Annotated in this window: 23 protein-coding genes, 2 tRNA genes and 1 riboswitch; of the genes, 16 read left to right on the top strand and 9 right to left on the bottom strand. The window is 62.2% G+C overall.

The genetic code is table 11. The features are described 5' to 3' along the window. Window positions 1-119: 119 nt before the first annotated feature. From PU634_RS06330 to PU634_RS06345, 4 genes are all read right to left on the bottom strand, one after another. Entirely contained in the window at window positions 120-1103 is a 984-nt protein-coding gene (locus tag PU634_RS06330) for a TAXI family TRAP transporter solute-binding subunit (RefSeq protein ID WP_306763215.1), read from the bottom strand. Window positions 1104-1275: 172 nt separating this feature from the next. Continuing rightward, window positions 1276-2412 carry a MalY/PatB family protein gene (locus tag PU634_RS06335; RefSeq protein WP_306763216.1) on the bottom strand — a complete coding sequence of 379 codons (1137 nt, stop codon included), beginning with the start codon at window positions 2410-2412 and terminating at the stop codon, window positions 1276-1278. Between the two features lie 62 nt (window positions 2413-2474). Then, a complete protein-coding gene (locus tag PU634_RS06340) occupies window positions 2475-3374 on the bottom strand; it encodes a LysR family transcriptional regulator (protein WP_306763217.1) in 900 nt (299 codons plus the stop codon). A 75-nt stretch (window positions 3375-3449) separates the two neighbouring features. Beyond that, complete coding sequence (locus PU634_RS06345) at window positions 3450-4250, bottom strand: YciK family oxidoreductase (protein ID WP_306763218.1); 801 nt, start codon at window positions 4248-4250, stop codon at window positions 3450-3452. A 146-nt stretch (window positions 4251-4396) separates the two neighbouring features. Between PU634_RS06345 and sohB the strand changes: the two genes are divergently transcribed. Beyond that, window positions 4397-5416, top strand: a complete 1020-nt coding sequence (sohB, locus tag PU634_RS06350; RefSeq protein ID WP_306763670.1) for a protease SohB — start codon at window positions 4397-4399, stop codon at window positions 5414-5416. Between the two features lie 87 nt (window positions 5417-5503). Here sohB and astB read toward each other — a convergent pair whose 3' ends face one another. Further along, window positions 5504-6838: an N-succinylarginine dihydrolase gene (astB, locus tag PU634_RS06355; RefSeq protein ID WP_306763219.1), complete on the bottom strand. Its 1335-nt coding sequence runs from the start codon at window positions 6836-6838 to the stop codon at window positions 5504-5506. Between the two features lie 335 nt (window positions 6839-7173). On the opposite strand from astB, the gene topA reads away from it, so the two are divergent. Both topA and PU634_RS06365 read left to right on the top strand, forming a co-directional pair. Continuing rightward, window positions 7174-9801: a type I DNA topoisomerase gene (gene topA / locus PU634_RS06360; protein ID WP_306763220.1), complete on the top strand. Its 2628-nt coding sequence runs from the start codon at window positions 7174-7176 to the stop codon at window positions 9799-9801. A 101-nt stretch (window positions 9802-9902) separates the two neighbouring features. Continuing rightward, window positions 9903-10067: a hypothetical protein gene (locus tag PU634_RS06365; protein ID WP_306763221.1), complete on the top strand. Its 165-nt coding sequence runs from the start codon at window positions 9903-9905 to the stop codon at window positions 10065-10067. 15 nt (window positions 10068-10082) lie between these two features. Here PU634_RS06365 and PU634_RS06370 read toward each other — a convergent pair whose 3' ends face one another. From PU634_RS06370 to ggt, 3 genes are all read right to left on the bottom strand, one after another. Beyond that, on the bottom strand, window positions 10083-10421 hold the full coding sequence (locus tag PU634_RS06370) for an MGMT family protein (RefSeq protein ID WP_306763222.1): 339 nt from the start codon (window positions 10419-10421) through the stop codon (window positions 10083-10085). 1 nt (window position 10422) lies between these two features. Then, window positions 10423-11979: a methyl-accepting chemotaxis protein gene (locus PU634_RS06375; protein WP_306763223.1), complete on the bottom strand. Its 1557-nt coding sequence runs from the start codon at window positions 11977-11979 to the stop codon at window positions 10423-10425. 96 nt (window positions 11980-12075) lie between these two features. Next, window positions 12076-13794 carry a gamma-glutamyltransferase gene (gene ggt, locus PU634_RS06380; protein WP_306763224.1) on the bottom strand — a complete coding sequence of 573 codons (1719 nt, stop codon included), beginning with the start codon at window positions 13792-13794 and terminating at the stop codon, window positions 12076-12078. A gap of 1 nt (window position 13795) precedes the next feature. Here ggt and PU634_RS06385 point away from each other — a divergent pair, with 1 nt between their 5' ends. The 3 genes from PU634_RS06385 (at window position 13796) to PU634_RS06395 (ending at window position 14134) form a co-directional block, all read left to right on the top strand. Continuing rightward, window positions 13796-13960: a hypothetical protein gene (locus tag PU634_RS06385; protein ID WP_306763225.1), complete on the top strand. Its 165-nt coding sequence runs from the start codon at window positions 13796-13798 to the stop codon at window positions 13958-13960. Between the two features lie 14 nt (window positions 13961-13974). Continuing rightward, a tRNA-Gly gene (locus PU634_RS06390) sits at window positions 13975-14050 on the top strand. Between the two features lie 10 nt (window positions 14051-14060). Next, a tRNA-Cys gene (locus PU634_RS06395) sits at window positions 14061-14134 on the top strand. Here the strand turns inward: PU634_RS06395 and PU634_RS06400 are convergent. Beyond that, window positions 14103-14945, bottom strand: a complete 843-nt coding sequence (locus tag PU634_RS06400) for a DUF1853 family protein (protein ID WP_306763226.1) — start codon at window positions 14943-14945, stop codon at window positions 14103-14105. The genes PU634_RS06395 and PU634_RS06400 overlap by 32 nt on opposite strands. 53 nt (window positions 14946-14998) lie before the next feature. Between PU634_RS06400 and PU634_RS06405 the strand changes: the two genes are divergently transcribed. The 10 genes from PU634_RS06405 (at window position 14999) to moaB (ending at window position 24367) form a co-directional block, all read left to right on the top strand. Then, the gene (locus PU634_RS06405; protein WP_306763227.1) at window positions 14999-15757 is read left to right on the top strand and encodes a Nif3-like dinuclear metal center hexameric protein; all 759 of its coding nucleotides are present in this window, start codon (window positions 14999-15001) and stop codon (window positions 15755-15757) included. Window positions 15758-15985: 228 nt separating this feature from the next. After that, the gene (locus PU634_RS06410) at window positions 15986-17365 is read left to right on the top strand and encodes a sigma-54-dependent transcriptional regulator (protein ID WP_306763228.1); all 1380 of its coding nucleotides are present in this window, start codon (window positions 15986-15988) and stop codon (window positions 17363-17365) included. Then, entirely contained in the window at window positions 17358-17732 is a 375-nt protein-coding gene (locus PU634_RS06415) for an Hpt domain-containing protein (protein WP_306763229.1), read from the top strand. Before PU634_RS06410 ends, PU634_RS06415 begins: the two co-directional genes overlap by 8 nt. Window positions 17733-18076: 344 nt before the next feature. After that, a riboswitch (molybdenum cofactor riboswitch) is annotated at window positions 18077-18229 on the top strand. After that, window positions 18217-19197, top strand: a complete 981-nt coding sequence (gene moaA, locus PU634_RS06420; RefSeq protein WP_306763230.1) for a GTP 3',8-cyclase MoaA — start codon at window positions 18217-18219, stop codon at window positions 19195-19197. Its footprint overlaps the riboswitch before it by 13 nt. A 198-nt stretch (window positions 19198-19395) precedes the next feature. Further along, window positions 19396-19896 (top strand): ferredoxin-type protein NapF, encoded by a 501-nt coding sequence (gene napF, locus PU634_RS06425; RefSeq protein WP_306763231.1) that lies wholly within the window; start codon window positions 19396-19398, stop codon window positions 19894-19896. Then, complete coding sequence (locus PU634_RS06430; RefSeq protein WP_306763232.1) at window positions 19893-20162, top strand: chaperone NapD; 270 nt, start codon at window positions 19893-19895, stop codon at window positions 20160-20162. Before napF ends, PU634_RS06430 begins: the two co-directional genes overlap by 4 nt. After that, the gene (napA, locus tag PU634_RS06435) at window positions 20159-22648 is read left to right on the top strand and encodes a nitrate reductase catalytic subunit NapA (RefSeq protein ID WP_306763234.1); all 2490 of its coding nucleotides are present in this window, start codon (window positions 20159-20161) and stop codon (window positions 22646-22648) included. The genes PU634_RS06430 and napA overlap by 4 nt, the downstream gene beginning before the upstream one ends. A 27-nt stretch (window positions 22649-22675) precedes the next feature. Further along, entirely contained in the window at window positions 22676-23122 is a 447-nt protein-coding gene (locus PU634_RS06440; RefSeq protein WP_306763235.1) for a nitrate reductase cytochrome c-type subunit, read from the top strand. A 9-nt stretch (window positions 23123-23131) separates the two neighbouring features. Next, window positions 23132-23725, top strand: coding sequence for a cytochrome c3 family protein (locus tag PU634_RS06445; protein ID WP_306763236.1), 594 nt, complete (start codon window positions 23132-23134; stop codon window positions 23723-23725). 132 nt (window positions 23726-23857) lie between these two features. Then, window positions 23858-24367 carry a molybdenum cofactor biosynthesis protein B gene (gene moaB, locus PU634_RS06450; RefSeq protein WP_306763237.1) on the top strand — a complete coding sequence of 170 codons (510 nt, stop codon included), beginning with the start codon at window positions 23858-23860 and terminating at the stop codon, window positions 24365-24367.

A 24367-nucleotide genomic window follows, 5' to 3' on the forward strand; every position in this document is an offset into this window, starting at 1 on the left:
ACTTTTCCTCCGAAGGTCAGGGATAAACAACAAACCGGGGCGACAAGAGTCATGCTTGCCGCCCCGGATACTTTCTGACCGAAACAGTGAGGGAAGCGGGCTTCCCCGATGCAGGCCGGTTACTCGATCAGGCCGGCTTCCTTGTAATACTTGAGGGCGCCGGGATGCAGCGGCGCACTCAGGCCGTCCTTGACCATTTCCTCTTTCTTGAGGTTGGCAAAGGCCGGATGCAGGCGCACAAACTGGTCAAAGTTGTCGAACACCGCCTTGGTGAGCTGGTACACCTGCTCGTCGGGCACCTTGGCGCTGGTGACCAGGTTGGCGCCCACGCCAAAGGTGTGCACGTCTTCGTCGGCGCCGGCATATTCGCCGCCGGGAATGGTGATGTGACGGTAATAGGCCTTGTCGGCCAGCAGCTTGTCGATCACTTCGCCCTGCACCGTCACCAGGTTGGCCTCACAGGCGGTGGTGGCTTCCTTGATGGAGCCGTTCGGGTGACCCACCACATACACAAAGGCATCGATGCGGTTGTCGCACAGGGCCTGGCCGTGCTCGGCGGGACGCAGCTCGGACACCAGGCTGAAGTCGCTCTGGGTCCAGCCATAGGCCTGCATCAGCACTTCCATGGTATCGCGCTGGCCGGAGCCGGGGTTGCCGATATTGACCCGCTTGCCCTTGAGATCTTCAAAGGTTTTGATGTTGGCATCCTTGCGCGCCACTATGGTGACTGCCTCGCCATGCAGGGCGAAGATGGCCCGCAGATCGTCAAATGCCCCTTGCTCGGCAAAGCTGCCTTCGCCCTTCAGGGCCTGATATTCCAGATCCGACTGGGCAATGCCGACTTCCAGCTCACCGGAGCGCAGGGAGTTGAGGTTGTAGGGGGAGCCGCCGGTGCTTTCCACCGAGCAGCGAATGCCGTGTTCGGCCCGGCCCTGGTTGACCAGCCGGCAGATGGCGCCACCGGTGGGGTAATACACCCCGGTCACACCACCGGTACCGATGGTGATAAAACTCTGCTCTGCCGCCATGGCACCGGGAACACCGGCACCCAGTCCCAGGCTCATGATGGCCGCTGCACCGCTGATGGTTTTTTTGATCGACATAGTTCCTTTTCCTTGTCTTAAGGTTCAACAGTCGTAGTTATTTTTTAGCTAAGCCATTCAAAGATAGCAAAAAATAACTTCACAAGGCGAGAAGAAAAGGCTCCTTTTGAGTATTACCGCAAAGATCAAAAAGGCCGGCCCCGAGGCCGGCCTTGGCAGCATTAGTGCCGGCCTAGCGGCTGTTGATGGCGGCAATCATGCGGTGCAGGGCCTCGTCGAGCATGGCCCGGGGGCAGCCAAAGTTCAGCCGTACAAAGTCGCTGCCGCCAAACTGGCCGCCCGGCGACAGGCCCACGCCGGCCTGCTCAAAAAAGCCGATGGGATCGTCCAGCTTCAGGGCGCTGATGTCGATCCAGGCCAGGTAGGTGGCCTCGGGAGACAGCACACGCACTCCGGGGACGCCGTTCAGGCGTTCCACCAGCAGGTCCCGGTTCTGGCGCAGGTAGTCGAGCTGGGCCTGCAGCCATTCCTCACCACCGGCATAGGCGGCCTCGGCAGCGACAAAACCGAGCAGGTTGACATCGGCCATGATACCCCGGGCGGCACGAATAAAGCGGGTGCGCAGCGCCTGGTTGGGCACCACCGCAAAGGAGCAGCAGAGGCCGGCGATGTTGAAGGTCTTGCTCGGTGCCATCAGAATGATGCTGCGGTCGGCGGCGTCCTGGTCAATGGCGGCATAGGGCACGTGGGGCTTGCCTTCGTCCAGCAGCAGATCGCAGTGAATTTCGTCGGAGCACACCACCAGGTTGTGGCGCCGGGCGATGTCGTTGATGGCCTGCAGCTCCTCGCGGGTATAGATGGTGCCGCCCGGGTTGTGCGGGTTGCAGAACAGCAGCAGCTCGCTGTCCTTGGCCTGGCGTTCGAGGGACTCGAGATCCAGCAGCCAGCGGCCGTCCTTTTCCACCATCTCCACATGAGCGGCCTTGCGGCCATGAAAACCGGGCGCGTGCAGGAAGGGGTAATAGATGGGCCTGGGCATCAGAATGTGGCTGCCCGGCTCGCTGAAGGTCTGGCAGGCCAGGTTCAGCGCCGGCACCACGCCGGGCATGTACACCAGCCAGTCGGCCTGAATTTCCCAGCCATAGCGCTCGCGCAGGCGGGTGATAATCAGCTCGGTCAGTGCCGGGGTGGGGCGGCTGTAGCCGAAAATGCCGTGCTCCACCCTTTCACTGAGGGCTTCAATCACGGCGGGCGGCGCCTTGAACTCGGTGTCGGCCACCCACATGGGCAGAATGTCGGTGCCTTCGTATTTCAGCCACTTGAGGGCGCGGGTAGGGCGGCGGTCTATCCACTGATCGAAATCAAACATGCGTGAATCCTTGTCAACTGCGAGCCCCAGAGCATAAGGAAGCGGGCCCGGGCTGGCAAGGCTCAGGGCGTGTTGCCCGGCTCTTCGTGTCCGTCGTAATGCTGGCGAATAAGGCTCAGCAGCAGGCTGGCGGCCGGCCCGGGCGGGGTTGTGCCGGGCAGGATCAGGTGGGTAAAGCGCTTGCGCAGGGCCTGATTGGCCATGTTCAGTCGCACCAGAATGCCGTCGTGGATCATGGGCGAGACCACGTCCAGGGGCAGCCAGGCAAAGCCCACCCCCCGGCGCAGCAGCGACAGCGCGTCGTGCAGGTGGTTGATGATCCAGCGTTGTTCCCCCCGGGCCCAGCCTTCCTCCTGCTCGTTGCCGTCGGCCAGCACCAGCTCCAGTTGTTGTTCCAGCTCGGTCTGGCCTACTTCGGCCAGCGCCGCCAGCGGGTGGTCGGGCGCGCACACCGGCACATAGACGGTGGTGGCCAGGGGCAGCGAGGTGATATTGGGGTAGGCGCGGGACGCAAACACCAGGTTGGCGGCCTGCTGGCTGATCACTGTCTGGCAGCCGGAAGGCTGGGTTTCCACCAGATGAATGCGGCAGCCCCGGGAGCGGGGGCGGAACTCGGCGAGGGCCTGGTACAACGGCGCCCGGGGCAGGGACGCTTCCACCACAATGCGCAGCACCGGCTCCCAGCCGCTGGACAGAATATCCGCCAGCCGCTCCAGGCTTTCCACATCCTGGGTGAGCTTGCGCGAGCGACGCAGGAACACCTCGCCCTGGGGCGTGAGGCAGGCCTTGCGGCCACGCACTTCCAGCAGGGCCAGCCCCAGCGCCTGCTGCAGTTTGGCCACCGCATGGTTAAGGGAAGACTGGCTCTTGTTCAGCTTTTCCGCCGCCTGGGCGTAACCGCCGTAGTCGACCACCGCCTGAAAGATACGCCACTGCTCTACCGTGCTTTTGGGACGATACATGGTTGAAATGCCTGCCTTGGCCGTGCCGTTACGGGGCCAGGACCCGGCCCCTTGTTATGGGTGTCAGCTTCAGTTTTAGCCGATTTTACCCTGGCTGTCAGCCTGTGCTCGGGGCTGCGCCGTCTGGGCCACCCGATCGCCCTGGGCGTCAATGGACTGTCCGTTCACGCTCAGGCTGTCGTCGCCCATCAAATAGAGGTAGGGCCCCATGATCTCGGCGGGGGTACGCAGGCTCGACGGTGCCTCGGCCGGGTAGGCGCGGGCGCGCATGCCGGTGCGGGTGGCGCCCGGGTTGATGCAGTTGGCACGCACCCCGCTGTCTGCCAGCTCGGCGGCCAGTACCTGCATCATGCCTTCGGTGGCGAATTTGGAGATGGCATAGCTGCCCCAGTAGGCCCGGCCCCGTTTGCCCACGCCGGAGCTGGTATACACGATGGAGGCTGGCTTGCTGTCTTTCAGCAGCGGCAGCAGCGCCTGGGTCATCAGCATCTGGGACTTGACGTTGACCTGCATCACCTTGTCCCACTCGTCTTCACCAATCATTTCAAAGGGGCCGAGGGCGCCGAGCTGGCCGGCATTGAACAGTACGCCGTCGAGGCGGCCGAATTGCTGGCGCAGGGTGGCGGTCATGTCCAGGTAGTTCTGCTTGGTGGCGCCCTGCAGATCCAGGGGAATGATGGCCGGCTCCGGGCTGCCCTGAGCCAGCAGCTCGTCGTATACGGCTTCCAGCTTCTTGACCGTTTTGCCCAGCAGCACCACGGTGGCGCCGTGAGCGCCGAAGCTCAGCGCGGCCTGGCGGCCAATGCCGTCTCCGGCACCGGTAACCAGAATGACCTTGTTCTTGAGCAGATCGGAGGATGGATGATAATCGAGCATGTGCCTTGTTCTCTGTGCGCAATTCTGTGTGGGCCGATCAAACCAGACTCCGGGGCACTATGCCAGTGCCGAATGCAAAAAAGCCGATTGGTGTTCCTGTTTGAGGCTTTTACAATGAGGCCCACAGCCAGCTGAGGAGACACATGGTGGAATTTTTATATGAATACGGCCTGTTTGCGGCCAAAACCCTGACCTGGGTGGCCGCGGTGGCGGTCATTATCGCGCTGGTGGCCGGGGTGGCGGCAAAGCAGAAACAGGGGGCGGACGGGCTCAGCGTCAAGGATCTGAGCGCGGCGCTGCGCCGCCAGGCCCGGCGGCTGCGCCTGGAAACCGCCGCCACCGAGGCCCAGCGCAAGGCGCTGAAGCAGGAATTCAAGCAGGCCGACAAGGCCGATAAAAAGCAGGGTGACGCCCGCAACCGGCTCTATGTGCTCGATTTCAAGGGCAGCATGGATGCCCACGAGGTGGCGGGCCTCAGCCGGGAGGTGACCGCCCTGCTGCAACTGGCCGAGCCCGGTGACGAGGTGCTGGTGCGGCTGGAGTCCGGCGGCGGTGTGGTGCACGGCTATGGCCTGGGGGCGGCCGAGCTGCAACGGCTCAAGGGACATGGCCTCAGGCTGACGGTGGCGGTAGACAAGGTGGCCGCCAGCGGCGGTTACATGATGGCCTGTGTGGCCGAGCGCATTATCGCCGCGCCCTTTGCCATTGTCGGCTCCATCGGCGTGGTGGCCCAGTTGCCCAATTTCAACAAGTTCCTGAAAAACCGGGACATCGACATTGAGCTGCACACCGCCGGAGAATACAAGCGCACCCTCACTCTGTTCGGGGAAAACGACGATCATGGCCGGGCCAAGTTCCGGGAAGAGCTGGAGGTAATCCACCAGCGCTTCAAGTCCTTTATCGCCGAAAACCGGCCCAGAATGGATCTTGAAAAGGTGGCCACCGGTGAGCACTGGCTGGCCAGTGACGCTCAGGCGCTGGGACTGGTGGACAGCCTGCAGACCAGCAGCGACTACCTGCTGGCCCAAAGTGCCGACAAGCGCATTATCCGTTTGCAGTTCAAGCCGAAACAGACCCTGAAGGACAAGCTCGGCAAGGCGGCGGAGGCGGGCGTCAGCCGGGCACTGATGAAGCTGTATGAAGCCGGCCAGCGGCCCTTTGGCTGATTAAAGCCGGGAATAGGGAGCAGGGAATAGTGATGAGACTTTTGCCCCATTTCCCATTCCCCATTCCCCATTCCCCATTCCCCGCTGTTACCGCTGGAACGGATATACGGAGCCCAGGTCGAGGATCCGGGTCAGCTCGTCCAGGGCGGTACGGGACTCCGTCAGCAGCGCCGGATCGCGCAGATCATTCGGACTCAGGCGATCCCGGTAGTGACGGTTTACCCACTGGCTCAGGCGGCCGTGCAGCTCATCCGTCATCAGGCAGGCCGGGTTGACCGCGGCCAGCTCGGCCTCGCTCATGGCCACCCGCAGGCGCAGGCAGGCGGGGCCGCCGCCATTCTGCATGCTTTGCTTCACGTCGATAAAACGCACTTCCTTCACCGGGGTATTCATGGCGGTCAGGCGGTCGAGATAGGCCCTGACGCGGGGTGTGTCGGCGCACTCGGTGGGGGCAATCAGCGCCATGTGGCCGGGGGCCAGGGTCACCAGCTGAGTGTTGAACAGGTAGCTGCTCACCGCATCCGCCACCGGCACCTCGTCGTCACTCACCTCGATAAAGTGCATGCCGGCGTCCGGCAGCTTGGCCATGATTTCGTTTTGCATGGCGTGCGTATCGAGAAAGGCCTGCCGGTGATAAAACAGCACATTGCCGTTACCCACGGCAATCACATCGTTGTGAAACACGCCCTGATCGATCACGTCCGGGTTTTGCTGAATAAAAGCGGTATTGTGCTCGCCCAGGCCATGCAGCCGGGCCACGGCCCGGGAGGCCTCCAGGGTCTGGCGCGCCGGATAGCGGCGCGGGGCGGGGGCATCGGGCCGGTGGGCGCTGCGACCATACACAAACAGCTCCAGCCCACGGCCTTGAGCATCGTGCAGGCGAGTGTGATTGGCGGCGCCTTCGTCACCAAAATCGTCGTGGGCCGGCAGTGCCGAGTGGTGGCAAAAGTGTTTCTCGTCGGCAAACACCCGGCGCAGAATGCGTCCGGTCACCTCGTGCTCCAGGGAACGGTGAAACTTGTTTACCAGGTTGGCCGGAGTGAAATGCACCCGGCCGTCGGCGGTGTCGGCCCCGGGCGATACGGTGGCGGCGTTGGCGGTCCACATGGCGGATGCCGAGCAGCAGGCCGCCAGCAGCAGGGGGGCTTCCCTGAACGCCTTGTCGAGCACTTGCGTTTCGCTGCCGGTAAAGCCCAGACGGCGCAGGGTGGCCATATCCGGACGTTCCTGCGGGGCCAGCACGCCCTGCACCAGGCCCAGATCGGAAAGGGCCTTCATTTTGTCGAGCCCCTGCAGGGCGGCCTGGCGCGGGTTGGAGGTGCTGTGGGCATGCTTGCCCGAGGCCACATTGCCCCAGGACAGACCGGCATAGTTGTGGGTGGGGCCGACCAGGCCGTCAAAGTTGGCTTCCCTTGCTGACATGATAATCTCCTTTAAGACAGGCTTATAAACCGAATAAATGTCGGGTGTGGCCATTATATTTGGGTTTTCCGCCAGGTTGTAACTCAAAAGTTATCAGGGCAAATGGCACGGGAATAATGATGCATAAAAAGCGGGCGAACAGGCAGGCCCGGTAAAAAAGCAGTTGATTCCTGCGCATGGGAGGGCGTTAATAAATAAATATAAATTCACCGAAATTTTTTCAGGCCCGGGCCCGGCAAGTTTGCTTTTTGCGGTTATATCACTTATACAGCCGTCAAGACCCTGCCGTCGACCAGCCCGCACGGGGCCGAACTTTAAGGATTTCAACGCGCTTTATGAGCAAATCTCTCGTTATTGTGGAATCGCCCGCCAAGGCCAAGACCATCAACAAGTACCTGGGCAGGAACTATGTGGTCAAGTCCAGTGTCGGCCATGTGCGCGATCTGCCGACCGCCGGCTCCGCCAGCGGCAAGAAGCCCGCTGCCCGCAAGACCGACACCAAACATCTGAGTCCTGAAGAAAAGGCCCGGCTGAAAAAGGAAAAGGAGCACAAGGCGCTGATCGCCCGCATGGGGGTGGATCCCGAGCAGGGCTGGAAGGCGGACTATCAGGTGTTGCCGGGCAAGGAAAAGGTGGTCAACGAGCTGCAGGCCCTGGCCGAAAAGGCCGACACCATCTATCTGGCAACGGATTTGGACCGTGAGGGGGAAGCCATTGCCTGGCACCTGAAGGAGCTGATTGGCGGCGACGATGACCGTTTCAAGCGGGTGGTGTTCAACGAGATCACCAAGTCGGCCATTCAGGAAGCCTTCAGCCAGCCGGCCGAACTGAACCTGAACCGGGTGAACGCCCAGCAGGCCCGGCGTTTTCTCGACCGGGTGGTGGGTTACATGGTGTCGCCGTTGTTGTGGAAAAAGGTGGCCCGGGGCCTGTCCGCCGGCCGGGTGCAGTCGGTGGCGGTGCGTCTCATCGTGGAAAAGGAGCGTGAGATCAAGGCGTTTGTGCCCGAGGAATACTGGGACATTCAGGTGGCGCTGAGCAACGAGCAACAGCTGGCGCTGTCGATGATGGTGGCCAAATACCAGGGCAGGGAGTTTCGTCCCGCCAACGAGGCCGATGCCATGGCCGCGGTGAACGCCCTGCGGGCAAGCCGCTTTGAAGTGGCCTCCCGGGAAGACAAGCCCACCCAGAGCAAGCCCCCGGCGCCTTTTATCACCTCTACCCTGCAGCAGGCCGCCAGCACCCGGCTGAGCTTTGGCGTGAAGCGCACCATGATGCTGGCCCAGCGACTGTACGAGGCCGGTTACATCACCTACATGCGTACCGACTCCACCAACCTCAGCCAGGAAGCGGTGGCCTCGGTGCGCGACTTTATTCGGGAGCACCACGGCAGTGCCTATCTGCCCGAGTCCGCCAACGTCTATGGCGCCAAGGCCAACGCCCAGGAAGCGCACGAGGCCATTCGTCCGTCCGACGTAACCCTGTCCGCCGACCAGCTCGACGGCATGGAGGCCGACGCCAAGCGGCTGTACGATCTTATCTGGCGCCAGTTTGTGGCCTGCCAGATGACCCCGGCCCAGTACGACAGCAGCACCATCACGGTGCGCGCCGGCGACTATGAACTCAAGGCCCGGGGCCGCATTCTGCGCTTCGCCGGCTGGACCAGGGTGCTGACGCCCCAGAGCCGCAAGGGGGAAGACACCGAGCTGCCGGCGGTGCAGGCGGGTGAAACCCTGACCCTGAACGAGCTGACTCCCAAGCAGCATTTCACCAAGCCGCCGGCCCGCTTCACCGAAGCGGCGCTGGTACGCGAGCTGGAAAAACGCGGCATCGGCCGGCCGTCCACCTATGCCTCCATCATCTCCACCATTCAGGACCGGGGCTACGTGAAGGTGGAAAGCCGTCGTTTCTATGCCGAGAAAATGGGCGAGATCGTGGCCGATCGGTTGCAGGAAAGCTTTGCCGAGCTGATGAACTACGACTTTACCGCCCAGATGGAAAGCAAGCTGGACGAAATTGCCGGCGGCAAGCTCAACTGGACCCAGGTGCTCGATGCCTTTTATGCCGAGTTCAGCGAAGAGCTCGACAAGGCCGAGCGTCCGGCGGAAGAGGGCGGCATGCGCGCCAATGAAATGGTGCTGACCGACATCGACTGCCCGGCCTGTGGCCGCAAAATGGGCATTCGCACCGCCACCACCGGGGTGTTCCTGGGCTGCTCCGGCTATGCCCTGCCGCCCAAGGAGCGCTGCAAGCAGACCATCAACCTGATCCCCGGTGACGACTTTGTGCTGGCCAACGACGAGGAAGCGGAAACCGACGCCCTGCGTGCCAAGCACCGCTGCGGCAAGTGCGGCACCGCCATGGACGCTTACCTCATCGACGACAAGCGCAAGCTGCATGTGTGCGGGCAGAATCCGGACTGCGACGGCTACGAGCTGGAGCAGGGGCAGTTCAAGCTGAAGGGGTACGAGGGGCCGGTGATCGACTGCGATCGTTGTGGCAGTGACATGCAGCTCAAGAGCGGCCGCTTTGGCAAGTACATGGCCTGCACCAACGAAGACTGCAAGAACACCCGCAAGATCCTGAAAAACGGCGAAGTGGCCCCGCCCAAGGAAGATCCGGTGCATCTGCCCGAGCTGCCCTGCAGCCAGTCCGATGCCTACTTTGTGCTGCGTGACGGCGCCGCCGGTCTCTTTATGGCCGCCAGCAACTTTCCCAAATCCCGGGAAACCCGGGCCCCGCTGGTGGAAGAGCTGGTACGCTTCAGGGACAGGCTGCCGCCCAAGTTCCGTTATCTGGCCGAGGCGCCCACCGAAGATCCGGACGGCAACAAGGCGGTGGTGCGCTTCAGCCGCAAAAACAAGGAACAATACGTGATGACCGAGGTCAATAAAAAAGCGACCGGCTGGACGGCCCACTATGTCGACGGCAAGTGGCAGCAGCACCAGAAAGGCAAAAAATAACGATGGGCACGGCCCGGCCATGGCCGGGCCGTGAACGCAGGGCTCTTGAGCACAGGGAATGACGTGCGATGCATTCAGGCCAGGCCTGAACAGGAGTGAATATGGATATTCGAGAAGTGAGACCCGGCATGATCTGCCACACCACCGACGGCTCCGGCTATGTGCTGGAGGTGGACGTCAAGAACGAGCTGATATTAATGCAGCGGGAAGACGAAACCATTCCCTTTCAGGTGCATGTCAGCGATTTGATCGACGAGCTGGACTGACAGGCCCGGCGCGCTTCAGCCTTTCAGCAGCATCAGCATGGCGGCCAGATCCGGCTGCCAGCGGTGCTTTTGCATGTTTACCCGGGCGCCAGTGAATGTCACCCCTTCCGCCAGCAGCCGGGCGCGTTGCTCCTGCGCCGCCGAGCTGCCTGCCGGCAGGCTGATGCGTCCGTCGGCTGCCACCACCCGGTGCCAGGGCAGGTCCCGAGTGTCGGCGTTGCGCAGCACGCGTCCCGCCAGCCGGGACCTGCCGGGCAGGCCGGCCAGATCCGCCAGCTGGCCATAGCTCACCACTTGCCCGGCGGGCACCAGGGCAAGCAGCTGCAGGATGGCCCGCTCGGCAGACCTGGGCATATCAGGAGAAGGTACGGGTCATGTCGTTCAGCCCCTGAGAGCGCGCCAGCAGCTCCTTGCTGGAGGTTTCCACCTGCAGGATCTTGCCCAGGTTGGCGGAAGAGGCCTCGGAGATCTGGTGCACATTGCGGCTGATCTCCTCGGCCACCAGCGCCTGCTGACCGGCGGCGGCGGAAATTTCCACGGTTACGCCCACGATATGATCAATTTCCTGCACCACTCTGGACAGGCTCTCGGTGCCGGCCTCGGCGGCTTCCACACACTCGTGGCTGTGGGCCATGTTGGCATCCATCATGGTGCGCCAGCGGGCCAGGGTTTGCTGGATCTGGCCGATGCTGCCCTGGATCTGCTCGGTCGCGCCGTGGGTGCGGGTGGACAGGGCTCGCACTTCTTCCGCCACCACCGCAAAGCCCCGGCCGTGCTCGCCGGCCCGGGCCGCTTCGATGGCGGCGTTGAGGGCCAGCAGGTTGGTCTGATCGGCAATGCCCTGAATTTCCGTCATCAGGGTGCCGATGCGGTTGGACTCTTCCGACAGCGCCACCGTGGCCTGGGCGGCCTGCTCTGCTTCCCGGGCCAGCTGCACAATTTTCTGCCGGGTCTGCTCCAGTTGCTCCTGAGTCAGATGGCACTGGTGCTGGGCCTCTTCCGCATTGCTGGCGGCCTTCTGGGTGTTCTGGGTAATGTCGTGGGCGGTGGCCGACATTTCATCGATGGCGGCGGCAATCTGGTGGGTATCGCTGTCCTGGCGGCTGAGATCGTCCCGGGCGCCGGTCATGGCCTGCATCATGCCCGCCGCCAGAGCCTTGAGCGAGCCGGTGGCGTCGTCAACCCGGCCCAGTATGGTGCGGGTACGGGCCTGCCACAGCCCCAGGTGGTAGTCGGCGATGGAATGGGGCGCGTTGCCGGAATAGACCAGCCGCGACAGGCTGTCGTACTCCTTGCCCAGGCGGTGGAAATAGTGGCGGGTTCCGAACAGCTGATCGCGACAGCAAAGCAGCAGCCAGCCCAGAGGCAACAGGCTCCAGACAAGCCCCGTTGCACCGCCATTGGCAAACGCGCCCGCCAGCAGGCCAAGCAGGGTGGCTCCCCCCAGCCAGGGCCGCAGCGTACGCCAGCGGGGGGAAAGCGCCCGGGTTTTACGCTGCTCGGCGGCCAGCAGGCCGGCATAGGCCTGTTCGGCCCGGGCCCGCACCGCCGGGTCCAGCTGGGTACGCACTGACTGATAGCCGGTCACCTCGCCGTTTTCATAAATGGGAGTGACGTAGGCATCCACCCAGTAGTAACGGCCATCCTTGCAGCGGTTTTTGACGGCGCCGCGCCAGGCCTGGCCCTTTTGCATGTGTTCCCAGAGATCCCGAAAGGCGGCCCTGGGCATGTCGGGATGGCGTACGATATTGTGATTCTTGCCGACCAGCTCGTCGGGGGTATACCCCGCTACCTTGCAGAAAATGTCGTTGGCGTAGGTGATCACACCGCGCTTGTCGGTGGTGGACACCAGCTGCTCCTGCTTGCCGTATGTTACTTCTTCATCGATGACGTGCTGGTTTCTTCTGTTCATGAATTTCTTTCATATGAGCTTGGCTTGGCAGGCGTATCGGCCCGTGGTGAAGAAACTTGAGGGACACGGGCCGAATTTTTACGGGTGGCCGGGCCGTCAGTCTGCGGCCAGGGCCAGCCCCTCGCGGCGTGGGTCGGCGACGCCCCGCAGGCCCTCGGCGGTGCGCATAATCAGGTGCAGGCCCGAGTTAAGCTCGGTGGTGCGAACCTCATGGCCGAGTGCCGTCATCGCCGCCTGCAGGGCCAGGTTGCGGCCAAAGGGCTCCATGTCCAGGGTATTTCCCCGGTGCAGCACATGAGGCTGATGCACGGCCTCACGCACGTCCATGCCCCAGTCGAGCAGGTTCACCAGGGTATGCAGCACATAACCGATAATGCTGCTGCCGCCGGGGGAGCCCAGCACCAGCAGCAATTGCTCCTTATCGTCAAACACCAGGGTCGGGCTCATGGAGGAGCGTGGCCGCTTGCCGGGCTGCAGCCGGTTGGCCACCGGCACCCCCTTGATCTCGGGCTCAAAGGCAAAGTCGGTCAGCTCGTTATTGAGCAGAATGCCCTGTACCATCAGCCGGGAGCCAAAGGCATTCTCAATGGTGGATGTGAGAGACACCGCATTGCCATCGGCATCGATGATGCTGATGTGTGTGGTGGAGGGGAACTCGGGCGAGGCATCGGGCGCCGTGGGCCAGTGTCCCTTGGGGGTGCCCGGGGCCACCGAGGGCAGGGCGCGCTCGGTGTTTTTCAGTAATTGAGCGCGTTCGGCCAAGTAGTCGGCGTCGAGCAGGCCTTCTACCGGTACCGGCACAAAATCACTGTCGGTGACGTAGCGGGCGCGGTCGGCAAAGGCCAGCCGCGAGGCATCGGCAATCAGCCGCCAGGCCTCGGATGAGCTGGGTCCCAGCCGGCTCAGTTCGAAATGGGACAAAATCCCCATGATCTGGCCCAGGGCCAGGGTGCCCGAGCCGGGCGGTCCCATGCCGCACACCTTGTACTGACGATAGGGAAAGCATAACGCCGGGCGCTGTTGCACCCGGTACTGCTCGAGATCGGCCAGGCTCAGATGACCGCCGGCATCTTGCACCTTGTCTATCATCAGTTGGGCGATTTTGCCGGCGTAAAAGGCCGAGGGGCCTTCAATGCTGAGTCGGGTCAGCAGGGCCGCCAGCTCCGGGTTGGCCAGACGATCACCGGCCGCGAGTGGCCGGCCTTGCTTGTCAAAAAAGTAAAGGCGGCTGGCGGGGTCCCGTTGCAGGCTGTCACGATGTTGTGCGATTGATTGTGCCAGTCGCGGCGACACCTCAAAACCGTTCAGCGCCAGGGTAATGGCCGGCGCAAACAGCTCCCGCCAGGGCAGGGTGCCGAAACGCTGGTGTGCCTGCCACATCAGCATCACGGTGCCCGGGGTGCCTACCGAGCGACCGCCGACCACGGCGTCCATAAACGCCAGAGGCTGGCCCTGATCGTCGAGAAACAAGTCGGGAGGTGCCTGGCGGGGTGCAGTTTCCCGGCCATCCAGGGTGATGAGTTGCCGCTCCTGCTGTTGCCAGTGCACCAGAAAACCGCCGCCGCCCAGCCCCGAGGACTGGGGCTCGACCAGGGTCAGCACCATCTGGGCTGCGATCATGGCGTCCACCGCGCTGCCGCCCCTGGCCAGCATGGCCCGGCCTGCCCGGCTGGCGTGCGGGTTGGCGGTGACCACCATGGCCTTGTCGGCATGAACCAGGGGCTGGTTCTGCCAGCCGGTGGCAGCCTCGGGGGCCGGCCGGTTGTCGGCATGAGCCAGAGGCAGCCAGAGCAGGGCAAACAACAACAGAGGCATAATGGACTCCAACGCGAAACAGGACCCCAAGCTTAGCAGCCGGGGCGCTAAAAAATTACCCAAGATGCTGAAAATTAAAGCAAATGACACAATGTTGCGAAAAAGCGCTTGTATTGGCGAACGTCCTGCCTATAATGCCCACCCATCAGCGGCGATGAGCGGCTGATACCTTCTTGATAAGCGGGAATAGCTCAGTTGGTAGAGCACAACCTTGCCAAGGTTGGGGTCGCGAGTTCGAGTCTCGTTTCCCGCTCCAGTTCTGCACAGGCGCGTTAGCAAAGCGGTTATGCAGCGGATTGCAAATCCGTTCAGTCCGGTTCGACTCCGGAACGCGCCTCCATTTTTCCGTGCTCTCCCTCTTTATTCCAACTGCGGTTCACCCTGACATACCAGTTGCCGTGCCGATCCCGGTAGTTTTGCCGATCCCGTTGTTCGCAGGTGCGCCGGCCGCCGGTCATCCAGCCCAGTTTTTGTTGCGGCTCAAAGCCGGTGCCGGGCAGTTCATGGCCCCACCGGCCAATATTGCCGGCGTGGCTGGCGGGCAGGGGGGCTCCCAGGGGATAGAACAGCCGGCCTTTCAGCACCAGCCGGGTATGGTCCGGCATCAGCCCTTCCGCCGTCAGCGCCCGGCGCACCGCCGGCTGCCGGCTCAGACGCAACTGATGCTGCTGCATATGATCCAGTTTGCGACGCAGCCTGTCGCAAGGATTGATGCCCAGGGCGCTGTCGTGCGGCGCCTGTATGTCGGTGATCAGGTAAAACTTGACCGCCAGCTCCCAGTGTTCGATGCGCCGGTGGCGATGATCCCACAGCAGCAGATCAAAGGCTCCCAAAGTGCGTCCGGCCACCACCTGCTGGCGATTGTAGCCAAGCACCTGAAAGCGCGGGTGATCCAGCAGAAAGAAATGCCACAGGGCCTCGAAATACTGACCCAGACGACGACAGTTGCCGCAATAACGCAGCAGCACCGCCGGCTCCCGATCCAGTGCCAGCAGGCGCGGGCGATACTCCTCGAGCAATTGTGAATACCACTGGTCGTCCGGCGCCTGCTCCAGTCCGGGCAACAGGCTCGGGCTGCCAATGGCCCAGGCCAGATCTCGCACCTCGTTGTGGGTCAGCCGGTTCAGCAACTCGCTGAGTAAAGGGCTCATAACCATTCTCTTTATGATTTACAATGGGCCAATTTCAAATGACGGGAGCCAGCATGAACAACATGGAGCTCGAACAGCTGCTTAACCGCCAGCTGAATGTGGATGCTATTCGCGATTATTGCCCGAACGGCCTGCAAGTGGAAGGCCGTGCCGAGGTGCGCCACCTGGTGACCGGCGTGACCGCCAGTCAGGCACTGATCGACCGGGCCGTGGAGCTTGGCGCCGATGCCTTGCTGGTGCATCACGGCTACTTCTGGAAGGGGGAGTCCCAGCCGGTGCGGGGCATGAAGCGCCACCGCCTGAAGGCCCTGCTCGGTCACGATATTAATCTCTATGCCTATCATTTGCCGCTGGACATCGCTCCCGGGCTCGGCAACAACGCACAACTGGCGAGTCTGCTGGGCATTGATGTGACCGGCCCGCTTGAAGCCGGCAATCCGCTGTCGGTGGCCATGGCCGGCGAGCTGGCGTCGCCGCTCAGCGGCCCCGAGCTGGCCGCGCGCATTGAGCAGCAACTGGGCCGGCGCGTGCTGCACGTGGGCGAAGGCGGGCCGAATCGGATCCGTCGGGTGGGCTGGTGTACCGGCGGTGGTCAGGGCTATATCGAGCTGGCGGCAGAGCAGGGCATGGACGCCTTTATCAGCGGTGAGGTGTCGGAGCAGACGGTGCATGTGGCCCGGGAGCTGGGAGTGCATTTTTTTGCGGCGGGGCATCATGCCACCGAGCGTTACGGCGTCAAGGCGCTGGGCGAATGGCTGGCGGCCGAGCATGGTTTGCAGGTGGATTTTGTCGACATCGACAACCCGGCCTGAACATAAAAAAGACCAGGGCGGAGATCCGACCCTGGTTTCGCAGCAGCCACACGGGCATAAAACAGGCTTCGCTTCACATCGCGCTAACGCATGAAAATGCGGAATTACAAGAGTAACAAATGAGTCATAACGAATGTTGAAATGATGTTAACATGGCGTTACTCAATGGCAAGTCTTTTTTGTTCGGTGGCTGAAAACAACAAATATGGAAACAACGAGAGAAACGAGATGGTAGAGCAAAGGCTGAATGTCCTGATGGTGGAAGACACGCCATCGCTGGCGGCCATGTATCAGATGTTTTTGCAGGACGAGCCTCTGTCGCTGACGCTGGTCAGCAGTGGCCAGGAGGCGCTGGAGCATATTCGTCGTCAGCCGCCCGACATTCTGTTGCTGGATCTGATCCTGCCCGACATGCCTGGTATGGACATTCTGCAATGGCTGCACCAGGAGCAGCTGAATGTCACCACCATAGTGATGACGGCCCACGGCTCGGTGGACGTGGCGGTAGACGCCATGCGCCTGGGGGCCCACGACTTTATCAGCAAGCCGGTGGAAGCCGAGCGGCTCAAGGTAACCCTGCACAACACCATGAAATTCCGCCACCTCAACCAGCTGGTGGATCAATACCGTCATGAAATGGAGCGGGAACGGTTTCAGGGCTTTATCGGCGAAAGCCTGCCGATGCAAAAGGTCTACCGGCTGATTGAAAATGCCGCTCCCAGCACCGCTACCGTGTTTATCACCGGAGAAAGCGGCACCGGCAAGGAGGTGTGTGCCGAGGCCATTCACCAGCTCAGTGGCCGGGCTGATGGCCCCTTTATCGCCCTGAACTGCGCGGCGATTCCGCGGGATCTGATGGAAAGTGAGCTGTTTGGTCACATCAAGGGCGCCTTTACCGGGGCGCTGCAGGATCGGGACGGCGCCGTGATCCGCGCCAACGGCGGCACCCTGTTTATGGATGAGATCTGTGAAATGGATCTGGAGCTGCAAAGCAAGCTGCTGCGCTTTCTGCAGACCGGCCTGATCCAGCCGGTGGGCAGCTCCAACCATGTCAAGGTGGATGTGCGCATCGTCTGTGCTACCAACCGGGATCCCCTGGTGGAGGTGGAGCAGGGCCGGTTCCGGGAAGACCTTTACTACCGCCTGCATGTGATTCCGGTGCACCTGCCGCCACTGCGCGAGCGGGGGGCCGATGTGATCAGCATCGCCACCGCCCTGGTACGCCAGGCCTCGCGGGAAGAGGGCAAGGAATTTGTGGGCCTGTCGGAAGCCACCAAGGACCGGCTGCAGGCCTATCACTGGCCGGGTAACGTACGCCAGCTGCAAAACGTGATCCGCAACGCAGTGGTGCTGCACCGGGGAGAGTGGATCGAGGTGGACATGCTGCCGGCTCCCCTCGATCGGCCCCTGTCCGAGGCGCCCGCCGCAGAGCGGGATCTGCTGCCGGCATCTCAGCCGATCCTGCCGCTGGCGGTGATCGAGCGCCAGGCCATTGAACGCACCATCGCCCATTGCGACGGCAACATTTCCCGGGCGGCGGCCCTGCTGGAAGTGAGCCCGTCCACCATTTACCGCAAGTTGCAGAGCTGGGGAGGCGACCATGGCTGACTGGCAGCGGCTGCATGGCCGTCTGCCACTGCTGGATGAGCTTCGGCTGGAACAGCTGGAGCGGGATCTGGGTGGCGAAGCACTGGAACGGTTGTTGCGACTGTTTGCGGAAGACGGTGTGCAGCAGGGGGCCTCCCTGGCCGAGGCCTTTGCTGAACAGAATGAGGACGGCATGGCCCGCTGGTGTCACAGCCTGAAGTCGGCCTGTGGCAGTTACGGGGCGCTGCGTTGCCAGTTTCTGGCAGAAAAGCTGGAGGCGGCCTGCCGGCGCCATGAACCAGCGGAGATTGCCGCCCTGATGAAGGCCTGGCAGCAGGCACTGCAAGAAACACTGGCATGCGTGCAGAACCGGCTGGGCTCACGGTAAAGAGGCAAAAAAAAATGGCCAACCCAATGGGTTGGCCGAACTTCAGCGGGAGCTGAAGAGAGCACGGGATAAAAACGACTGGTTACATATATGAAAGTATCGTGCCAACTTTGCAAAAGCCCATGCTACAAGGGTTGGCGGCATTTCGGACCCAAAAATAGCCATTGCAGAGTGCGAATTTTCCCATTGTGAAAGTCTTTTTTGTTGCAATATGAAACTGCCAGAACCGAGTGACACCGTCCGCTGACCTGGGTACCGGCCGGTTTGCCTTCCCGTTGTTCGTGAACAAATATTTCTTGATCTGAAGCAATGTTTGCCCCTAAGGTGAAAGTGATAATTGTCATCGCCGTTAAAAACTCCGAGTCCGGTATGCCTAAGTCGTCGTAACACCGTCGATAGGGAGGCTGGACCGTTCGAGCCGCAAGTTGCGGTTCGTAAGGGTGCCGAGAGAAATGTCGTCGCCTCCCGTTCTGGAAAGGTGTTTATGTTGGAATTACAAGACGCGTTCGCGCGCAAGTTTCATTATTTGCGGTTGTCGATCACCGACGTCTGCAATTTTCGTTGCCAGTACTGCCTGCCCGACGGCTACCGGCCGGACGGGCGCAAGTCCTTTCTGACCCTGGATGAAATTCGCCGTGTCACCCGGACCTTTGCCGCCATGGGCACCAACAAGGTGCGCATCACCGGTGGCGAGCCGTCCATGCGCCGGGATTTCACTCACATTATCGAGGCGGTGGCGTCGACCCCGGGCATTCGCAAGGTGGCCACCACCACCAATGGCTACCGCATGGCGGAGCGGGTGGCCGACTGGCGCAGCGCCGGCCTGAGCGCCATCAATGTCAGTGTCGACAGCCTGGACCCGCGCATGTTTCACCAGATCACCGGGCAGAACCGCTTTCATGAGGTGATGGCGGGCATCGATGCCGCCTTTGCCGCCGGCTTTGAGCAGGTCAAGGTCAATACCGTGCTGATGCGAGGGCTGAACGACGGCGAGCTGGGCCGGTTTCTGGACTGGATCAAATCCACGCCCATTCAGCTGCGCTTTATCGAGCTGATGCAGACCGGGGAAATGGACGAGCTGTTTGAGCGCCACCATGTGCGCGGGGCCGCCATCAAGGAAAAGTTGCTGGCCGCGGGCTGGCAGCAGAAGGTGCGCGCCCATAATGACGGCCCGGCCGAGGTATTCTGGCATACGGACTACGTGGGCGAAATCGGCCTGATCATGCCCTATGCCAAAGACTTTTGTGCCAGCTGTAACCGGCTGCGGGTGTCGGCCCTGGGCAAGCTGCATTTGTGCCTGTTTGGCGAATATGGTGTGGATCTGCGCGACCTGCTGCAGCATGAAGGCCAGCAGGCGGCGCTGCAACGCCGCCTGCGCGAAGCCCTGGCCGACAAAAAGGCCACTCATTTTCTGCACCAAGGCCAAAGCGGCATGACTCCCCACCTGGCCTCCATCGGCGGCTGAGTTTCTGCTGAACGACGGGCGTGGCCGTCCCCGTGGCCACGCTGAGCTTGATCCTGATCAAGCTCGCCTCAAATACATATTCCAGATCATTCTTTTTGCTCTCCCGCTGTTTTACTCTGTGGCCAGTAAGCCCGGAACAGATTCACGTGTACGAAATGTGTGCTAATTTCGTGGCTGATCACCACAAACGGGAGCAGTATGGATACCACACCCGATTTATCACGGCGGCGCTGGCTCAGAGGAGGGCTGGGCGCAAAAGGTCCGGCCCAGTCCCTGCCCTGGGCGGTGCCCTGGCCGCAGTTCAGCGACGGCTGCACTCGCTGCGGCGACTGTCTGCGGGCCTGTCCCGAGCAGATCATCGTTACCGCCGACGGCGGCTTTCCGAGCATTGATTTTTCCCGGGGGGCATGCACCTTTTGCGGAGCGTGCGCGACGGCCTGTGCCGAACCCCTGTTTTCCCCGCGAAGCGACTCCCCCTGGCGGCAGTATGCGGCGTTTCATGATGCCTGCCTGGCGCAAAAGGGGGTGCATTGCCGCAGCTGCGAAGACGGTTGCGAGCCCGCCGCCATTCGCTTTCGTCCCCGGCTGGGGGCAGTGGCGGTGCCCGAGCTGAACGAAGCCGCCTGCAACGGCTGCGGCGGCTGCGTGGCGGCCTGCCCGGTGGGAGCCATTCACATGGTGAAGGAGGAGCAAGCATGAGTGAGCAGGAATGGCATGTGGCCAGCCTGGTGGTGCACTGCCGGCCCGAGAGCATGCCGGCGGCCATAGACGCCATTGAACAGTTGCCCGGTGCCGAGGTGCCGGTGTCCGGCGAGCAGGGCAAACTGGTGGTGGCGCTGGAAGGACCCGACCAGCAGCACATTGTTCGGCACATCGACGCCATTGCCCTGATGGACGGCATTCTCTCCACCACCCTGATTTATCATGAATTTGCCGGGCCTGAGGCCGGTAAGGAGCCAGCATGAAACTGAATCGTCGCGACTTTATGAAAGCCAATGCCGTGGCGGCGGCGGCCGCAGCCGCCGGGCTAGCGCTGCCGGCCGGGGCCACCAATCTGATCACCAGCCGGGATCAGACCGCCATCAGGTGGGACAAGGCGCCCTGCCGCTTTTGTGGCACCGGCTGCTCGGTGCTGGTGGGCTCCCAGAACGGCAAGGTGGTGGCCACCCAGGGGGATCCCGAGGCGCCGGTGAACCGGGGGCTGAACTGCATCAAGGGCTATTTTCTGTCGAAGATCATGTATGGCAAGGATCGGCTGACCACGCCCTTGCTGCGCATGACCGACGGAAAATACGACAAGCACGGCGAATTCACTCCTGTCAGCTGGGATCAGGCCTTTGATATCATGGCGGAAAAATGGAAGGCGGCGCTCAAGGAACAAGGCCCCGAGGCCGTGGGCATGTTCGGCTCCGGCCAGTGGACCATCATGGAAGGTTACGCCGCCGCCAAGCTGTACAAGGCCGGCTTTCGTTCCAATAACCTGGATCCCAACGCGCGCCATTGCATGGCCTCGGCGGTGGCCGGCTTTATGCGCACCTTTGGCATGGACGAGCCCATGGGCTGCTACGACGACATCGAAGCCACCGACGCCTTTGTGCTGTGGGGCTCCAATATGGCGGAAATGCACCCCATTCTGTGGTCGCGGCTGACCGACCGCCGCCTGAGCGCACCCCATGTGCGGGTGCATGTGCTGTCCACCTTTGAGCACCGCAGTTTCGAGCTGGCCGACAACGGCATGGTGTTCGAGCCCCAGACCGATCTGGCCATTCTTAACTACATTGCCCATTACATTATCGAAAACGGCCATGTAAACCGTGACTTCGTCGATCGCCATGTGCGTTTTGTGAAGGGCGAAACCGACATCGGTTATGGCCTGCGCCCGACCCATCCACGTCAGGCGGCGGCCGCCAATCCCGACTCCGGTGCCGCCAGCCCAATCAGCTTTGAAGACTTTGCCGCCTTTGTGGCCGACTACGACCTCGAGACCGTGGCCGAACTGTCCGGCGTGCCCGCCGAGCGCCTGGAAGCCCTGGCACAGGCCTATGCCGATCCCGCTACCAAGGTGGTGTCGTTCTGGACCATGGGCTTTAACCAGCATACCCGGGGTACCTGGGCCAACAACATGGTCTACAACATTCACCTGCTCACCGGCAAGATTGCCGAGCCCGGCAACAGTCCGTTTTCCCTCACCGGCCAGCCGTCTGCCTGCGGTACCGCCCGGGAGGTGGGCACCTTCGCCCACCGTCTGCCCGCCGACATGGTGGTGGCCAACCCTGAACACCGCGCCATGGCCGAAAAAATCTGGAAGCTGCCCGAGGGCACCATCAATCCCGTGCCCGGCTACCACGCGGTGCTGCAAAACCGCATGCTCAAGGACGGCAAGCTCAATGCCTACTGGGTGATGTGCAACAACAATATGCAGGCGGCGGCCAACATGAACGAGGAAAGCCTGCCCGGCTACCGCCACCCCGACAACTTTGTGGTGGTGTCGGATCCGTATCCCACGGTCACCGCCCAGGCGGCGGATCTGGTGCTGCCCACCGCCATGTGGGTGGAAAAGGAAGGGGGCTACGGCAATGCCGAGCGCCGTACCCAGGTGTGGTATCAGCAGGTGAAAGCGCCAGAGGGTGCCCGTTCGGATCTGTGGCAGCTGATGGAATTCTCCAGACGTTTCACCATGGAGGAGGTCTGGCCCGAGGCGCTGCTGGCGAAAATGCCCGAATACCGGGGCAAGTCGCTGTATGAGGTGCTGTTTAACAACGGCCAGGTGGATCGTTTCCCTGCCGAGGACTGCAAGAACGAGCTCAACGACGAACGGGATCACTTCGGCTTTTATGTACAAAAGGGCCTGTTTGAGGAATATGCCGAGTTTGGCCGGGGCCACGGCCACGATCTGGCGCCCTACGACCGTTACCACCAGGAGCGGGGCCTGCGCTGGCCGGTGGTGAACGGCGAGGAAACCCGGTGGCGCTACCGGGAAGGCTATGACCCCTATGTGGAAAAGGGCAGTGGCGTGCAGTTTTACGGCCACAAGGACAAGCGCGCGGTGATCTTTGCGCTGCCCTACGAGCCGGCGGCGGAAGCGCCCGACGACGAGTTTGATCTCTGGCTGTCCACCGGCCGGGTGCTGGAGCACTGGCACTCCGGATCCATGACCCGGCGGGTGCCCGAGCTGCACCGCTCCTATCCGGCGGCCCAGGTGTTCATGCATCCGGACGATGCCAAAGCCCGTGGCCTGCGCCGGGGCGACGAGGTGGTGCTGGCTTCCCGTCGGGGCGAGATGAAAACCCGAGTCGAAACCCGCGGTCGCAACCGGCCGCCCCGGGGCCTGGTGTTTGTGCCCTGGTTTGACGAAAGCCAGCTGATCAACCGCCTGACCCTGGACGCGACCTGTCCGTTGTCCAAGGAAACTGACTACAAGAAGTGTGCTGTCAGGGTAACCAAGGCCTGATCGGTGTAAGCAAGGTGGAGAACGCATATGAACATCACTGCAAGATATTTTATCGTCCCCCTGTTGCTGCTGGCCGGACTGGCCGTGGCCGCTCCCGATGCGGGCAATCTTGAGGCACTGCGGGGCAAGCTGCCGCTGGACCGGGATCCGGCTCCGGCCCGCATTGCAGACCCGCTCAAGGATCAGGGCATTCAGGACAGAGACTACATTCACCAGCCGCCCCTGATCCCCCATCAGGTGCGCGACTATGAAGTGGATCTCAAGGTCAACCAGTGTCTGTCGTGCCACGGCTGGAAAAACGCCGCCAGCCGCAATGCGCCCCGGGTCAGCCCCACCCACTACGAAAACCGGGACGGCCTGACCCTGAGCGACATCAGCCCCCGGCGCTATTTCTGCCTGCAGTGCCATGTGCCCCAGACCGGGGCAGAGCCGCTGGTGGACAGCACCTTTATGCCGGTTGAGTCACTGCGCTGAGGAGGTCTTATGGCGAACAAGAACGGATTGCTGCGGCGGTTGTGGCGGGTGTTTCGCACCCCCGCCCGGGTGGCGGCGGGGGTGGTGTTGCTGCTGGGTTTTGTCGGCGGGGTCATTTTCTGGGGGGGCTTCAACACCGCGCTGGAAATGACCAACACCGAGACCTTCTGCATCGGCTGTCATGAAATGCGCGACAACGTGTACCTGGAATACCGGGATACCATTCACTATGCCAACCGCTCCGGGGTTCGGGCCAGCTGTCCCGACTGCCATGTGCCCCACGAGTGGACCCACAAAATCGTGCGTAAAATCGCGGCGTCCAAGGAGGTATGGGGCAAGATCACCGGCATTATCGACACGCCGGAGAAGTTCGAAGCCCACCGCCGGCACATGGCCGAGCGGGAATGGCAGCGCATGAAGGAAACCGACTCCCGGGAGTGCCGCAACTGCCACAACTTCGACTACATGGACTTCAGCGTGCAGGGCAACCGTGCCGCCGAGGCCCATTCCACCTCGCTGGCCAGTGGCGAAAAAACCTGCATCGACTGTCACAAGGGCATTGCCCACCGGTTGCCCGACATGCGTGGTGTCGAGGGTTTCTGATCTGGATCCATGAAGCGTGCAAAAGCCTGTGGCATGATGGCCACAGGCTTTTTTGTTATTGACCTGTCCCGCTTCGGGGTGAACAATGCAGGCAGTAAATGTTTTTAAGTGAAAGTATTAAGGGGGACATTCATGAGTCATGCAAGCCAGGAGCGGGTACCGCTCAATATCGCGGTGCTCACCGTTTCCGATACCCGCAATGAAGACACCGACACGTCCGGCCGCTTTCTGGTGGACGCGCTCACCGGAGCCGGCCACAAGCTGGCGGAAAAGGCCATTCTGAAAGACGACAAATATGACATTCGCGCCCTGGTGTCCCGCTGGATTGCCAGCCCCGAGGTGCAGGTGGTATTGATCACCGGCGGCACCGGCTTTACCGGCCGCGACACCACCCCCGAAGCGGTGGCGCCGCTGCTCGACACCGTGGTCGACGGCTTTGGCGAGCTGTTCCGCCATATCACCTATCAGGAGCTGGGCACCTCCACGGTGCAGAGCCGCGCCCTCGGCGGCCTGGCCAACCGCACCGCGGTGTTCTGCCTGCCGGGCTCCACCGGCGCCTGCCGCACCGGCTGGAACGGCATTCTCGCCGAGCAGCTCGACGCCCGTCACAAGCCCTGCAACTTTGTGCAGCATCTGGTGTAA

Origin of the sequence: Oceanimonas pelagia (assembly GCF_030849025.1) — a bacterium.
Classification (GTDB): domain Bacteria; phylum Pseudomonadota; class Gammaproteobacteria; order Enterobacterales; family Aeromonadaceae; genus Oceanimonas; species Oceanimonas pelagia.